We start from the raw sequence: 15,039 nt of genomic DNA, 5'->3' as shown, positions 1-15,039 counted from the left end.
CGGATGGGGGCCACTGGATGGTGGCTTGCAACTGCTCGGTCAGCAGGCCAATCAGGCTGAAGCCAGGCTGGAAATCGTGCCCTGGCTGGCGCCATCCGGCAGCCCAACGCCCGTGTCCGAGACGGTAATCGTGATCTGGCCCGCCGCCTCACGCGCACTCACCACCACCTCGCCGGCGCGGCCAGCCGGAAAGCCGTGCTTGAGCGCATTGGTCAGCAACTCATTGACCACCAGGGCCACGGGCACGGCCTGTTGCAAGTCAATGCTGATGCCCGAATCGGGGACGTCCGCACGCATTTGCACACGCCGCAGCAGATCTCCGTGCGCATCGCGCAGGCTGCCCAACAACCGTTTCAGGTACGGGCCGAGCTCCAGGGACGAGTAATCGTTGCGCTCGTACAGGAGCTGGTGCGTCAAAGACATCGCCACGACACGGTTCTGGCTGTCCTGCAAGGCTTGCTGCACTTCGGGCACTGCGGTGCGCGACTGCAGGCGCAGCAGGCTCGCGATGATCTGCAGGTTGTTCTTCACCCGGTGGTGCACTTCCTGCAGCAGCACCGTGCGCTCGCGCAGTGCGGCCTCGATGCGATGCTGATCGGCCAGGCGATCCGAGATGTCGATCGCGGAAGCGATCAGGTGAGTGATGACTTCTTGGTCGTTGCGCATCGGCACCATCATGAAGTCCAGGGTCATGCGCGTATCACCGACCATGCGCACCGTCACATCTTCGCGGACCACCTGGCCCTGCGCGACCCGGTTGATCGCGTTGCGCAGCCAATCCTGTATGTCCGTCGAATAGTTCCACCAAAAAGTGTCCCAGAATGGCCGTCCCAGTACGTCCTGCGCCTGAATGCCCGCGGCATCCAGCGGCGCACGGTTGGCTTCAACCAGGGTGCCGTCCGGCTGCATCACCCCCACGAAGGCAAACAGGCTGTCAAGCACACGGCGCAGGTGCTTTTCGCTGTTGGACAGCGCACGCTCGGCACGCAGCTTGGCGGTCAGATTGACCGCTTGCACATACACCCCGCCCACACTGCCGTCGGGCAAAAAAATGGGCGAATAGCTGGCCTCCCACTCACTCAATCCGCCGGGGGAGTTGGGAGTCTCCACGCTCACATGCAGATTGCCATGCACCACCACTTGATCGAGCACCGTGCGCAACAACGGCTCCAGGGTGGGGAAGGCGTCGGGGAGTACCTCCTGGACAGTGCTACCTATGTGCGACTGTGCCGAGCGCCCGTTGAAATCGGCCAGGGTCTGGTTGATGAAGACGTAGCGCAAATCCCTGTCGAGGACGGCCTTGCCCACGGGCGACTCAGCGCTGAACATGGCACACATGGACGCAAGCCAAAGCGGGTTCGACGCATCAAGTGGTAGCACATATTCACCTGAGTTTTCAATGCTGATGTACTCAGTATGTGTCAAAAATCAAGCGCACCTACAGCGCGTGCGACCAACGGTCAGAGCCGTGAATCCAGGGTTTTCACGGGATTCTCGCGCGGCACCAATCCTGCTTTAAGCCCACCTGCAGACGCTTCGTTTTCTTGTGTCACGGGCCCAGGTTTGGTGGGAGCGAAAACGGCATGTCTGCAGGTTGCAAGACTGACCGTCTCGTGCCCGGCGGAACGGCAGGCCCATGGATAGTGCAGCTTGCTGGCCCCACCCTTTGGATGCGGATGCACGCCACATGCAGCAAGCGCTGCAGCCAGCCGGACTCATCCGCGTTCAAGCGGTCAGTCGGATGATCTCTCTCCCCACCAACGCTTCAGGGCTTAAGCCATGACGTTGATCCACCCTCGAGACGATGGGAGGGTTGCAGCCAATGGCACCATCGACGTGTGCCACGAAAGCGCAAACACGTGCTGCAACAGAGAGCACTGCCGTCAACCATAAAGCCCTGCTTCAGCTGCCCAACACCTCAAACCAGCACGCCGAAGTGCCGAACGCCTGGAAGGGGACTGCGTGCGCTGCGAGCTGCAGCAAGCCATGGCGAAACGCATGGCCAGGATGACAATGGCGACGTTGGCACCACCGACTGGCATGTGCCCCATTTAACACCTACACAAGGCAATCCTCCATGTGTGCAGCGGCATGCCAACGGCGTTGACCACACTGCTCAACCTTTCAGCCACGCACGAATCAGCACAACGTGTCGGCATCCCATGTGCATCTGTTGTGATGCGGTCCCCCCTGCACGCACCCAACAGCTGAACAAACCACCTGCGCACCCAGTGGCACCGCGACACACACAGGCCCAGCACGAACTACCCTTTTTGGACACGCGCGCGACACCAGTAACACTTTGTCGTTGTCACACAGATTTCACACACGTAGTCAACCATTTGCGGACAGAAAACGTTGGATAGAGACGCAGCCCCCCTAACGACTTGAAAGGAAAAGCCATGACTTTCTTCCACTCCGTTATCGAGCTCCAGTCCGCGCAGTATGAAGCCGCGCCGCCCCCCGAGCCGCGCGCGCCTGAAGAGGTGATCAGCCTGCTGACCCAGGAAGCCCCGTTGGGCGAATACAGCGTTGACGCACTTTGATCCTTGCCGCCCACCACCAACCGCCCACTGAGGCGGTTTTTTGTTGCCTGGAAAATGCCCTTAGGGCTGGGGCGGTCCACTTGGATTGCCTCTGACCCACATCGTGCGCAGCCGTACACCGCCCCGGATGCTGTGGGCTCAATGGGCACATGGCCATGCTGTTGTTACAAATATTTGTTTCAGTTTGAAACAAAATGGTCGACAAATGGTAGGTACCCGCCGAAATCAAGGAGACACCCATGAAGCGATGCATCATCAAAGTGGCAGGGGCGTACTACACCGCCCTGTTCCCCAGTACGTTCGCTGCGCTGGAAGATGCCATGAAGCGTTTCCCCAAAGCCGCCGCCATCAGCGTGCGTGCTGCCCGGTACTGCCCAGACGCCCGATAGGCGATTCAGCAGCCCAGCGCCGATGTTGCTGCGGCATTGGTGGCTGACTGCACAACCTGACCAAGCCCGCCTTGCGCGGGCTTTTTCACCCATGCCAGCGCAGCCCCAATTGCTGGATACCGGTCTGGGTATCCAGCGAACGTTTGTAACGGTCTGGTCTGTCACCCTCTAGGTCAGAACGCACGGCGAACTGGCGCCCAGGCTGGCCGAACAGACACCGCGATGCTCTACCCGACCTCCCCGACACTCCCTGGAAGAGTGCCCCAGGCCCCACCCACCGCGTGAGAAAGCCCTGTGACTGATGGATTCGCAAGAATGACTCAAGGATGGATTGCTGCAGTGAACTATGAAGAACATAGCACGCTGCGCCTGCAAATAGATGGTTTTCATTAGAAAACACCATCAAAGCCTTTTTGAATCAACGTCAGATGCTCACGAAATTACCCCAACCCAACATGGAGTTGCGCTGTTGATGCCGCAATCATTGGCCTCGCCAACCCAAAGCCCAGCAGATCTACCGGGCAGGCGGGAGGATCGCAGGCAGACTTAACGAAACAGCCCGTTGAACAGCAGCCACAGCGAGAAACCATAGAGCGTCAGCGCTGCCAGGCGCTGAAACAGGCGTGGCTCCAACCAACGGACTTTGCCCCCCATCAAGGCTGCACCGAATGCTATCCACAGCCCGCCAATGCTGGCCACCAGAATGATGAAACTGCCTATGACACCTGCGTAGTTGGACACGCTCAGCCAGGTTTGGACCGGAAACAACGCCATCGCAAAGATGACGGCCTTGGGGTTGAGCAAGGTGGCCAAAAACAGCTGGGGTGGCCGTACCGACGGCAACTGTGCATCCTCCGGACTCAAGGCCATCTGGTGCCAGAGGTTCCAGCCCAGTCGGGCGATGTACAGGCCGCTGATGATTTTGATGCCATTGATGACGACCGGGTAATCGTCGACCACGGTGTTGAGCACCAGCCCCCAGAGACTGGTGGCACACAGGTAGCCCAGGCACTCAAAAGGCAGCAGGGAAACGGAGCGACGCAGGCCTGCACTGATGCCTGCGGAGGCAAGCAGCGTGTTGGTTGGGCCAGGGGTGAGCAAGATGGTCGAGATGACGAAGAGGAAAGACCAGTCGTTGACGGGCATCCGTATTTTTGATGCTGTGCTTGCGCTACGCAAGCACACAAGTTGTGAAGTGAGGCGCAGGATAACAAATCACTTCCAGCATCTATTTGTCGCCAAAATGTTATTCATTGACACAACCAACGACATCCCTTAACCAAGCTCCGGCATGCCCCTGCGGCGTCCGCCAGCACGGGATCAAGCAATCTGAATGATTTGCACCAGATTGTTTCTTCGCTTCAGAAGCCATTCCTGCGCGCCAGTACAGCCGCAGCGTCAAGCCGAAAGCAGTGCCACCCCAGGGCATGGCGTTTTGCGTGGAAGGCTCCGCAGGGTGTGGCATGGCCGCAGAGCATCCGGCGACTTGACCCCCGATGCCGGCGGCCCATCGTGCTTGCGGCGATCTGCTTGCAACAGACCGAGACAAAGCGCGCAACCCCTGTTGCACACCCCAATTTGCACGCCATCAAGCGTGCGGCTGATAGTCACTAGGGCCGATGTGCACCCGGCCTAGCACGCGCGGCAGGCCACCAACCAAGAACCGCAAACAACACATGCACAGACGCATGCCGAGGATTTCTGAAGGGGGATGGCTTTGCACTGCACGCATTGCCACCGCAGACAGCGCGATGGGCGTGGGGAACCTGCGATTCAGTGCAATGGCCTTGCCCAGCACAGCGGCTGGGCGCAGACAGACAAAAGGGGTTAGCCCGCATGGGCTAACCCCTAGATCCAATGGTCGGAGCGGCGGGATTCGAACTCGCGACCCTCTGCTCCCAAAGCAGATGCGCTACCAGACTGCGCTACGCTCCGACAAGTCTCAGATTATAAGCCCTATTTTTGATGACTTTGACAAAAAATCAGGCTTTGGCGAATCAACGCGATGTGGTCGGCGCAGGCCCGCGGTTGGGCAAGTGGCGGAAGGTGATGCGACCCTTGGTCAGATCGTAGGGCGACATTTCCAGCGAAACCTTGTCGCCCGCAAGAATGCGGATGTGGTGCTTGCGCATCTTGCCGCCGGTATATGCAATCAACTGGTGACCGTTGTCCAGCGTCACGCGAAAACGCGAGTCTGGCAACACTTCGGTCACAGAGCCTTGCATCTCAATCAATTCTTCTTTTGCCATGTTCAATCACTGTGTATCAATAGGAGTCTGTTTGCCGCGCCTTTGTTTCAAACCTGCGTTGACAGGGGCACCCAATCAACGCTGCTGAATGAAAGCTTGCGCACCGCGCAAACTGAACAGAGGGCCAACGGAACCAAAAGCAGCAGGTACGCCGCAAAAAATAGCGCCCAATTGTAGCTGCTGCGGCCTATTTCCATTGCAAACGCTGGTTCTTGTACTTTGGGTCGCACTGCGCGTCAGGCCGGCTGCGCGGTGGGTACGCTGATGGCGGCACTCAAGGCACGGATCAAATCGGTCTGGGTCACGATGCCAACCAGTTTGCGTTGCGTGCTCACCACCGGCAAATGGTGGCAGCCGCCTGCAGAGAACATGGGCACCAAGTCCACCAGCAGGCAATCCTCCTGCACCACGGGCGTGTCCGCATCCATCAAGTCTTCCACGCGGGATTTGCCGGAGCTGCGCCCGGTCACCAGGTGCCGCAGTCGCTGCCCGATGCTCTCCGGTGCATCCAGGGTGGCTTGGCGCACGAAGTCGCTCATGCTCACCATGCCCACCACCATCCCCTCCAGATTCACCACGGGCAGGGCCTTGACGTGCTCCTGGCGCATCAGCGCCCAGGCTTCCTTGTGCGAGACGCCAGGCTCCACCGCGAACACGGGGTGGGACATGATGTCCGCACAGCGCAAATTGCCGAAGCTGCGATTGAAGGCGGCCCGCCCAGCCATGTGCAGCAAGCCTTCCAGATCCGCGCGGCTGATATCCAGGACCTGGTTGTAGTGCTGCAGCGCGGCATCTAGGTCCTCCGCAGCAAACAGGCCCTGCCCTTCGCTGGCAAAGCCAGGTCGCAAACTGTGCTGGGGATGCGGATAGCGCCGTCCCGTGATGGCGTTGTAGATGACCGCACACACCAGCAGCACCGCGACATTGAAAAGGATGGGAAAGAGGACCAGGGTCACGCCATTGATGTGCTCCAGCACCACATAGGCCGCAAACCCCGCGCCCGGCGGATGCATGCAGCGCAAGGGCACCATCAGCATCACCGACAGCCCCACAGCCACGGCACAGGCCACCGCAGTGTCGGGAATCAAGGCCTGGCATGCCGCCCCCACCAGTGCTGACAGCACCGTACCCCCGACCACCGGCCAAGGCTGGGCCAGCGGGCTGGCGGGCATGCCGAACAGCAGCACGGCACTCGCACCCAGGGAGGAAACCATCCACATCGTGGCCGGCACGTCGGCCCACCAGCGCGACAGGATGCCGGTGATCAAGATACCCAGCGCCACACCCACCGACATGCGCAAGGCTTCGGCATAACCGATCCGCACCGAGGCCGGCAGAAAGTTGCGCAACCACAAGCTCCAGCGGCTCAGCGGGGTGCGGCTGGCTTCCAGGGTGGTGGGAGGGGAGTTTTTCAGGGAATCAGGCATGGCACACTTTGGCACGGTCGGCAACAGCCGCCCACACAGAACGCCTCGCCATTGTGCCGGCAGCCTGCGGCACTTGGTGTCACTCCCCATCATTACCGCAGCACTGGCCGATAGAATCCCCCTCTTTCCCCTCTTTATGGTTGCCTGTGTCTGATCGCCTCTCGGTTCTCCCCCAATACCTTCTGCCCAAACAGGCACTCACGCAATTGATGGGGCGCCTCGCCAACCTGCAAGGCGGTACAACCACCACATCCGTGATCCGCTGGTTCATCAAGCGCTACAACGTTGACATGTCCGAGGCGCTCGACCCCAATCCGGCCGCCTACCCCAGCTTCAACGCCTTCTTCACACGGGCGCTCAAGCCAGATGCCCGCCCCCTGGCGACTGCAGACTGGATCTGCCCGGTGGATGGCGCCATCAGCCAGCTGGGCCAGATTGCCGGTGACCAGATCTTCCAGGCCAAGGGCCACCACTATTCGACGCAGGCCCTGGTTGGCGGCGATGCACAGCTGGCAGCGCAATTCCAGGATGGCCATTTCGCCACCATCTACCTGAGCCCCAAAGACTACCACCGCATCCACATGCCGTGTGCCGGCCGGTTGCTGCGCATGATCCACGTCCCGGGCGATTTGTTTTCCGTGAACCCCACCACGGCGCGCGGGGTTCCGGGGCTGTTTGCCCGCAACGAACGCGTGGTCTGCGTGTTTGACGGAGCCTTCGGCCCCTTCGTCATGGTGCTGGTGGGTGCCACCATCGTCGGCAGCATGGCCACCACCTGGCATGGCGTGGTCAACCCCCCGCGCCCAGGAAAGATTCGTGAATGGCGCTATGAGGACCAGAACATCCAACTGGCGCAGGGCGCGGAGATGGGCCGCTTCCTGCTGGGGTCCACGATTGTGCTACTGACCCCGAAAAGCACGCTGGAGTTCAACCCTGCATGGCAGGCTGCGAGCCCCGTGCGCCTGGGACAGGTCATGGCCACGCAAGCGGCATAAAAAAAGCTCCCCTGAGGGAGCTTTTTTTATGCCTGCCGCTTACAGATACCAGCTGAGGGTTTCGGGGCGGCGCGTCGTGGTGAACCACGTCGGCGTCAGACTCAGGCGCTCGGGCTTCACGGGTTCTTCGTGCCCGATCAGGTAGACCATCATTTCACGGCGCCGCAGCACCACGTGACTCACGGTTTCCTCGCGCCCCGCCCGCAGCACGCGCGTTCCAGGCTTGAACACAGGCATCTGAAAGGTGCAGGAGCGGGCTTCGGGTTGCGCATGGGCAGAACCTGCAGAACTGGGGCTTACTAGCAACATAGACCATGCCTTTAAAAATACGAACAAGTTTCTCTTCGGCAGCTGCCGCAGAAAGTTGAGCAATTTTTTCCAAGCTCACACGTTTTGTAGTTTTACTCCAGGAAAGCTCGATGGCCTCGGTGTCAGCACGCTGCACCCGTTCGCGCCGGCCAATTCATCACCCACCAATGCAGCACGCGGTGAATACGGACCGGCTCACGTCCTGGAGGGGCGATCGCGAAAGCCTTCACCACAGGCAGGTGCCCTCAAAGCAACCCACCAATCTAACCGCCACCAAGACAGCCGCACAACCTTTGATCCATCAGGCACCGATTAGCCAGAATTTCATCCCTCCCCACTTCATCCAACCGCTGCAGTCTCTTAGCATGGGCATGCACTTTGTGCACATATTTCATCTCTAACTGTTGAGGGAGACACCCCATGCTTAAAAAGTTGCTCACCTTCTTTCTGGCAGCCTACACAGCACTGGCGTTTGCAGCCGTCGATGCCAACAAGGCCACATCGGCCGAGCTGACGGAGGTCAAGGGCATAGGCCCCGCCACAGCCACCCGCATCATCGACGCCCGCAAGCAAGGGCCGTTCAAGAACTGGGACGACCTGATCGCGCGTGTCAAAGGGATAGCACCCACTTCGGCCGGCAAGCTTTCTGAAGGCGGGCTCACCGTCAACGGGCAGACCTTCAAGTCATCGGCCAACCAAAGCGCCACCAAAGCCAAAGCCACCGCCCCGGATCCATCCCCAGCAAAGCCCGCACAAACTACAGGCAAAAAAACAGAAAAGATGTGAATTTCTCATTTATGCTTAAAAAACGCCCGCCAATGGCGGGCTTTTTTGTTGCTGTACGCTATCAGGCATTGGCCTTTCAAGCTCAGATTTCCATAGCACCCGAGACCATCGAACCCCACAACAAGAATTCATGCCCCTGATCTCGCTCATCCTTCTGCCCTTCATTGGAAGCCTGCTCGCCGCCGTGCTGCCTGCAAATGCGCGCAACACGGAGTCCACGCTGGCCGGCATCATTGCCTTGGCGTGCGCCATCCAGGCCGCCTTGTTCTTTCCGGAGATTGCAGATGGCGGCGTGATACGCCAGGAACTGACCTGGTTGCCTGCACTGGGCTTGAATTTCGTGGTGCGCATGGACGGGTTTGCCTGGATCTTCAGCATGCTGGTCCTGGGGATTGGCTCGCTGGTGGTGCTGTATGCGCGCTACTACATGTCGCCGGCCGACCCGGTGCCGCGCTTTTTCTCCTTCCTGCTGGCCTTCATGGGCGCCATGTCGGGCGTCGTACTCTCGGGCAACATCATCCAGCTGGTCTTCTTCTGGGAACTGACCAGCCTGTTTTCCTTCCTGCTGATCGGCTACTGGCACCACCGCCAGGATGCACGCCGTGGCGCCCGCATGGCCCTGACGGTCACCGGCACCGGCGGCCTGTGCATGTTTGCCGGCATGCTGATCCTGGGGCACATCGTCGGCAGCTATGACCTGGAGAACGTCCTGGCCGCGGGCGCGCAGGTGCGCGCCCACGATCTGTACACACCCATGCTGCTGCTGATCTTGCTGGGCACACTGACCAAGAGCGCACAGTTCCCCTTCCATTTCTGGCTGCCGCATGCCATGGCCGCGCCCACGCCCGTGTCGTCCTACCTGCATTCGGCCACGATGGTGAAGGCGGGTGTCTTCCTGATGGCGCGGCTGTGGCCCGTGCTGTCCGGCACCGACCAGTGGTTCTGGCTGGTGGGGGGCTCCGGCGTCACCACCTTGCTGATTGGTGGGTTCCTGGCCATGTTCCAGCGCGACCTCAAGGGGCTGCTGGCCTATTCCACCATCTCGCACCTGGGCCTGATCACCTTGCTGCTGGGCCTGAACAGCCCGCTGGCGGCCGTGGCGGCCGTGTTCCACATCATGAACCACGCTACCTTCAAGGCGTCCCTGTTCATGGCGGCCGGCATCGTCGACCATGAAAGCGGCAGCCGGGACATGGACCGCCTGTCGGGCTTGCGCAAGATGATGCCCGTGACCGCCACTCTGGCCTGCGTGGCCAGCGCGGCGATGGCCGGGGTGCCGCTGCTCAATGGCTTCCTGTCCAAGGAAATGTTCTTCGCGGAGACCGTGTTCGTCGATGCAGACCACTGGGTCAGCATCGCCCTGCCGCTGGCCGCAACGATCGCCGGCATGTTCAGCGTGGCCTATTCCCTGTGCTTCACCGCCGATGTGTTCTTCGGCCCCAAGGCCCAGGACCTGCCGCGCAAACCGCACGAGCCCCCACACTGGATGCGCGTGCCCGTCGAACTGCTGGTGCTGATCTGCCTGCTGGTCGGCATCTTCCCGGCCTGGATCGTCGGTGACTTCCTGAATGCCGCTGCGCTGCCCGTGGTCGGGGGCAACCTTCCGGCATTCAGCCTGGCGGTCTGGCACGGCATCAACACCCCGCTGGTGATGAGCATCGTGGCCCTGATCGGCGGCATCGCGCTGTACGCCAGCCTGCGCTGGCTGCGCCTGCAGGGGGCGCTCCAGTACGACGCACCGCTGCTGCAGCAACTAAATGGCAAGCGCATGTTCGAGAACGTCATCGCCCGCCTGACCCTGCTGGCGCGCAACACGCGGCGTCTGCTCAGCACGCACCACCTGCAGTGGCAAATGCTGTGGCTGGTGCTGGTGGCCCTGGCCACCGGTGTGCTGCCGCTGTGGATCCGCGGTCTGGAACTGGGCCACCGTGCCAACCTGCCGCTGTCCCCCGCCTTCGTCGTGCTCTGGCTGATCGGTGGCCTGTGTGCCCTGGGCGCAGCCTGGAAGGCCAAGTACCACCGGATGGCGGCACTGATCATGCTGGGCGGTGCGGGGCTGTGCACCTGCATCACCTTCCTGTGGTTCTCCGCACCTGACCTGGCACTGACACAGCTGGTGGTCGAAGTGGTCACCACGGTGCTGATCCTGCTGGGCCTGCGCTGGCTGCCCAAGCGCGACAAGAACCTGCGCATTCCCGCGCTGTCGACCGAACTGCGCGCCCGCGCACGCCGCCTCCGCGATCTGCTGATTGCCCTGGCCGCCGGCGGTGGCGTGGGCTGGCTGGCCTTCACCATGATGAGCCGCCCCTTCCCCGAGAGCACCTCGACCTTCTTCCTGGAACGCGCGCTCACCGAGGGCGGTGGCACCAACGTGGTGAACGTGATGCTGGTCGACTTCCGGGGGTTTGACACTTTTGGCGAGATCGTGGTGCTAGGCATCGTCGCCCTGACGGTCTATGCCCTGCTGCGCCGCTTCCGCCCGGCCCGTGAAACCATGGACATCCCCGAGCAGCAGCGCTACCTGCCCGGCGACCTGCAGACCGACCTGATCAACCCGCGCCATGCGGGGGACACGGCCGTCGGCTACCTGATGGTGCCTGCGGTGCTGGTGCGCCTGCTGCTGCCGTTTGCCACCATGGTCTCGGTCTACCTGTTCATCCGGGGCCACAACGAGCCTGGCGGCGGTTTTGTCGCCGGTCTGGTGTTCTCGGTGGCCCTGCTGCTGCAGTACATCATCTCCGGCACACACTGGGTGGAAGCGCACATGCCGCTGTATCCACGCCGTTGGATCGGCTTCGGTCTGCTGTTCGCCATCCTGACCGGCCTGGGTTCCATCGCGGCAGGCTACCCCTTCATGACCAGCCACACCTTCCATTTCAGTCTGCCCTGGTTGGGTCAGATCCACCTGGCCAGCGCCACCTTCTTCGACATAGGAGTTTTCACCTTGGTTGTGGGTTCCACCCTGCTCATCTTGACGGCCATTGCCCACCAATCGGTACGCGGCCACCGCTACCACGACCGCATGCAACAAGAAGCGCAAGCCGCGCAGGAAGGAGGCCGCTGATGGAAACCGTCTTGGCGATTGCCATCGGCGTGCTCGCCGGCTCGGGCGTGTGGCTGCTGCTGCGGCCCCGTACCTTCCAGGTCATCGTGGGCCTGTCCCTGCTCTCCTACGCCGTCAACCTGTTCATCTTCAGCATGGGCCGCCAAGGGCTGGCGATCGACAAGGAGCCCGTGCTGCGCCCCGGCCTGCCTGAAACCCTGGCCCACTACGCCGACCCCATGCCCCAGGCCCTGGTGCTCACGGCCATCGTGATCGGCTTTGCCATGACCGCGCTGTTCCTGGTGGTGCTGCTGGCCTCGCGCGGCATGACCGGCACCGACCATGTGGACGGTGTCCGCTCGCGCGATGTGCAGGAGATGCCATGAGCCTGATTCTGGATTGGCTGGCATCGCTGATGCCGCACCTCATGCTGGCCCCCATCATCCTGCCGATGTTGATGGCTGCGCTCATGCTGCTCCTGAAGGAAGAGCAACAGAGCATCAAGGTAGTACTCAACATCGGTGCCACAGCCCTGGGCCTGCTGGTGGCCATCGCCCTGCTGGTGTGGGCCGACCAAGCCGGCTCCAGCACCACCCTGGGGGTCTACCTGCCGGGCAACTGGCAGGCCCCGTTCGGCATCGTCCTGGCCCTGGACCGTCTGACCGCCCTGATGCTGGTGCTGACCAGCAGCATTGCCCTGGCAGCCAGCGTGTTTGCCGCGGCCCGCTGGCACAAGGCCGGCGTGCACTTCCACCCGCTGTTCCAGCTGCAGCTGATGGGCCTGTCGGGCGCCTTCCTGACGGCCGACCTGTTCAACCTGTTCGTGTTCTTCGAGATCATGCTGGCCGCCTCGTACGGCCTGCTGCTGCACGGCTCGGGGCGCCTGCGCGTGCAGGCCGGCCTGCACTACATCGCCATCAATCTGGCGGCGTCCTCGCTGTTCCTGATCGGCGTGTCCATGCTGTATGGCATCACCGGCACGCTGAACATGGCCGACCTGGCCCAGGCCATCCCGAATGTCTCCAGCGCCGACCGTGGCCTGCTGCACACCGCTGCCGGCATCCTGGCCACGGCCTTCCTGATCAAGGCCGCGCTGTGGCCGCTGAACTTCTGGCTGGTGCCGGCCTACAGCGCCGCGACCGCCCCGGTCGGCGCGCTGTTCGCGCTGATGACCAAGGTGGGTATCTACACCATCCTGCGCCTGTGGACGCTGATGTTCTCCAGCGAGGCCGGTGAATCGGCCGCGTTTGGCTCGATGTGGCTGATTGCCGGCGGCATGGTCACCATGGTGTTTGGCGGCATCGGCACCCTGGCGGCCACGCGCCTCACGCACCTCGCAGGCTATGCCGCCATCCTGTCTTCGGGCACGCTGCTGGCCGCCATCGGCTTCGGCCAGAACATGCTGACCGCCGGACTGCTGTACTACCTGCCCAGCTCCACCCTGGCCGTGGCCATCCTGTTCATGCTGGCTGACATCATGGACCGCTGGCGCAACGATGGCTCGCTGACCGACTTCGAAGACGAGGAAGCCCCCTTCCTGAGCGCCGAGCTGGTGCCGACCCAGGGCCTGAACCTGGACGAAAACGAGCGGGTGCTGATCGGCCGCGCCATCCCGGCTTCGGCCGCCTTCCTGGGCCTGGCCTTCATCATGTGCACCCTGGTGGTCGCCGGCCTGCCCCCGCTGTCCGGCTTCATCGGCAAGTTCGCCATGCTGACCAACCTGATCAACCCCATGGGCCTGGGTCAGTCCGCTGGCTACCAGGCAGGCCAATGGGGCTGGGTGCTGCTGACGCTGATGATCAGCACTGGGCTGTTTGCCCTGATCGCGCTGACGCGTGCCGGCATCCGCCACTTCTGGGCCACCCATGAACGCGGCACGCCCGAGCTGCGCGTGGCCGAAGGCCTGCCGATCGCCGCACTGATGGCCTTGTGCATCGTGCTGACCGTCAAGGCCGACCATGTGATGCAGTACACCCAGAACGCCGCAAATGCCCTGCATGCGCCAGGCACCTACATCCAGGCCGTGATGGCCACCAAACCGATCCCCAATCCCGGCCAGATCGTGCCCAACACCAACCTGCGGGAGTCACAGCCATGATGAAGCTCCTGTTTCCTGCGCCCCTGCTGTCGGTGGCCCTGTTCCTGCTGTGGCTGCTGCTGAATCACTCAGTCAGCGCCGGCCACCTGGTGCTAGGCGGCATCCTGGGCCTGCTGATCCCGGTGGTGACACGCGGCCTGCGCCCCCTGCCGGTGCGGGTGCGCAGCCCCTGGACCATCCTCAAGCTGGCCGCCAACGCCGTGGTGGACACCTCGATCTCCAACTTCAACGTGGTGCGCTTTCTGGCCTTCCCCTCGATGCGCAAGCACCCGGCCGCCTTTGTGCACATTCCGCTGGAGCTGCGCGACCCGAATGGCCTGGCGGTGCTGGCCATGATCACCTGCATGACACCGGGCACCTCGTGGGCCGAGATCTCGCGCGACCGCTCGGTGATGCTGCTGCACGTGCTGGAGGTCGGCGATCCGCAAGAGATCATCGACCACGTCAAAACCAAGTACGAGCGCCCGTTGATGGAGATTTTCGAATGAGCCAATGGTTGGTATGGGTTCTGTCCCTGGCCCTGTTCCTGCTGGTGCTGGCGATGGCCTGCACGCTGACGCGCCTGCTCAAGGGCCCGTCCGCACAAGACCGCGTGCTGGCACTGGACTGCATGTACCTCAACGGCATGCTGGCCATGCTGGTGCTGGGGATTCTGTACAGCTCGTCCATGTACTTCGAGGCGGCGCTGCTGATCGCCCTGTTCGGCTGCGTCAGCTCGACCGCCATGGCCAAGTTCCTGCTGCGCGGGGAGGTGATTGAATGAACGAAGTCCCACTGCCCCTGTGGGCCGAGGTGCTGATCGCCGCCCTGGTGCTGGGCGGTGCCACGATTGCACTGCTGGGCTCGCTGGGCCTGGTGCGCCTGAAAAGCTACTTCGAGCGGGTTCACGCCCCCTCCATCATCGCCACCATGGGCTGCTGGCTCATCATGTGGGCCACCTTCGTCTTCTTCACCGCCACAGGCCAGGGCCTGGCCTTGCACGCCCTGCTGATTGCGGTGTTCATCGCGGTGACCGTGCCCATCACCACCATCTTCCTGATGCGTGCCGCCCTGTTCCGCGCCCGCCGCGCCGGCCGCGACGTGCCGCCCAGCGTCAGCCGCATCGTGCCCAACGAGCCCCAGCACGAAGCACCCGAAGAAGCCCCTAAAAACTGAGCATTCTGCGCTTACCCAACAAGGGCTGGATGCCAATTTCAT

General features: G+C 62.2%; 15 protein-coding genes and 1 tRNA gene. 10 read left to right on the top strand and 6 right to left on the bottom strand.

Annotated elements, in window-relative coordinates; translation table 11 throughout:
- Positions 1–51: 51 nt before the first annotated feature.
- Positions 52–1,329 carry a sensor histidine kinase gene (locus KAQ61_RS05100; protein ID WP_210930692.1) on the bottom strand — a complete coding sequence of 426 codons (1,278 nt, stop codon included), beginning with the start codon at positions 1,327–1,329 and terminating at the stop codon, positions 52–54.
- Positions 1,330–2,402: 1,073 nt separating this feature from the next.
- Here KAQ61_RS05100 and KAQ61_RS05095 point away from each other — a divergent pair.
- Both KAQ61_RS05095 and KAQ61_RS05090 read left to right on the top strand, forming a co-directional pair.
- Entirely contained in the window at positions 2,403–2,546 is a 144-nt protein-coding gene (locus tag KAQ61_RS05095; protein WP_210930691.1) for a hypothetical protein, read from the top strand.
- A 239-nt stretch (positions 2,547–2,785) separates the two neighbouring features.
- On the top strand, positions 2,786–2,935 hold the full coding sequence (locus tag KAQ61_RS05090) for a hypothetical protein (RefSeq protein WP_183301792.1): 150 nt from the start codon (positions 2,786–2,788) through the stop codon (positions 2,933–2,935).
- 546 nt (positions 2,936–3,481) lie between these two features.
- On the opposite strand, the gene KAQ61_RS05085 is transcribed toward KAQ61_RS05090, so the two are convergent.
- The 4 genes from KAQ61_RS05085 to KAQ61_RS05070 form a co-directional block, all read right to left on the bottom strand.
- Entirely contained in the window at positions 3,482–4,081 is a 600-nt protein-coding gene (locus tag KAQ61_RS05085; RefSeq protein WP_210930690.1) for a LysE family translocator, read from the bottom strand.
- A gap of 712 nt (positions 4,082–4,793) precedes the next feature.
- Positions 4,794–4,870 (bottom strand) — tRNA-Pro (locus KAQ61_RS05080).
- A gap of 62 nt (positions 4,871–4,932) precedes the next feature.
- Positions 4,933–5,184, bottom strand: coding sequence for a translation initiation factor IF-1 (infA, locus tag KAQ61_RS05075; RefSeq protein ID WP_042417215.1), 252 nt, complete (start codon positions 5,182–5,184; stop codon positions 4,933–4,935).
- Positions 5,185–5,420: 236 nt separating this feature from the next.
- The gene (locus KAQ61_RS05070; RefSeq protein WP_210930689.1) at positions 5,421–6,611 is read right to left on the bottom strand and encodes an HPP family protein; all 1,191 of its coding nucleotides are present in this window, start codon (positions 6,609–6,611) and stop codon (positions 5,421–5,423) included.
- Between the two features lie 146 nt (positions 6,612–6,757).
- Between KAQ61_RS05070 and asd the strand changes: the two genes are divergently transcribed.
- Complete coding sequence (gene asd, locus KAQ61_RS05065; RefSeq protein ID WP_244982983.1) at positions 6,758–7,606, top strand: archaetidylserine decarboxylase; 849 nt, start codon at positions 6,758–6,760, stop codon at positions 7,604–7,606.
- A gap of 39 nt (positions 7,607–7,645) precedes the next feature.
- Here asd and KAQ61_RS05060 read toward each other — a convergent pair whose 3' ends face one another.
- Complete coding sequence (locus tag KAQ61_RS05060; RefSeq protein WP_042417134.1) at positions 7,646–7,915, bottom strand: hypothetical protein; 270 nt, start codon at positions 7,913–7,915, stop codon at positions 7,646–7,648.
- Positions 7,916–8,347: 432 nt separating this feature from the next.
- On the opposite strand from KAQ61_RS05060, the gene KAQ61_RS05055 reads away from it, so the two are divergent.
- The 7 genes from KAQ61_RS05055 (at position 8,348) to mnhG (ending at position 14,997) form a co-directional block, all read left to right on the top strand.
- The gene (locus KAQ61_RS05055) at positions 8,348–8,701 is read left to right on the top strand and encodes a ComEA family DNA-binding protein (protein ID WP_244982982.1); all 354 of its coding nucleotides are present in this window, start codon (positions 8,348–8,350) and stop codon (positions 8,699–8,701) included.
- A 130-nt stretch (positions 8,702–8,831) separates the two neighbouring features.
- Positions 8,832–11,765 (top strand): monovalent cation/H+ antiporter subunit A, encoded by a 2,934-nt coding sequence (locus KAQ61_RS05050; protein WP_210930686.1) that lies wholly within the window; start codon positions 8,832–8,834, stop codon positions 11,763–11,765.
- A complete protein-coding gene (locus tag KAQ61_RS05045) occupies positions 11,765–12,130 on the top strand; it encodes a Na+/H+ antiporter subunit C (RefSeq protein WP_042417147.1) in 366 nt (121 codons plus the stop codon). Before KAQ61_RS05050 ends, KAQ61_RS05045 begins: the two co-directional genes overlap by 1 nt.
- A complete protein-coding gene (locus KAQ61_RS05040) occupies positions 12,127–13,842 on the top strand; it encodes a monovalent cation/H+ antiporter subunit D (RefSeq protein ID WP_183301798.1) in 1,716 nt (571 codons plus the stop codon). The genes KAQ61_RS05045 and KAQ61_RS05040 overlap by 4 nt, the downstream gene beginning before the upstream one ends.
- Entirely contained in the window at positions 13,839–14,330 is a 492-nt protein-coding gene (locus KAQ61_RS05035; protein WP_210930685.1) for a Na+/H+ antiporter subunit E, read from the top strand. Before KAQ61_RS05040 ends, KAQ61_RS05035 begins: the two co-directional genes overlap by 4 nt.
- Positions 14,327–14,605, top strand: a complete 279-nt coding sequence (locus KAQ61_RS05030; RefSeq protein ID WP_183301800.1) for a K+/H+ antiporter subunit F — start codon at positions 14,327–14,329, stop codon at positions 14,603–14,605. Before KAQ61_RS05035 ends, KAQ61_RS05030 begins: the two co-directional genes overlap by 4 nt.
- Complete coding sequence (mnhG, locus tag KAQ61_RS05025) at positions 14,602–14,997, top strand: monovalent cation/H(+) antiporter subunit G (protein ID WP_210930684.1); 396 nt, start codon at positions 14,602–14,604, stop codon at positions 14,995–14,997. Before KAQ61_RS05030 ends, mnhG begins: the two co-directional genes overlap by 4 nt.
- Positions 14,998–15,039: the final 42 nt, after the last annotated feature.

Source organism: Comamonas aquatica (assembly GCF_018064205.1).
GTDB classification, from domain to species: domain Bacteria; phylum Pseudomonadota; class Gammaproteobacteria; order Burkholderiales; family Burkholderiaceae_C; genus Comamonas; species Comamonas aquatica.
Note: the sequence above shows the minus strand (reverse complement) of the source record. Positions and strands in the feature narration are given on the sequence as shown.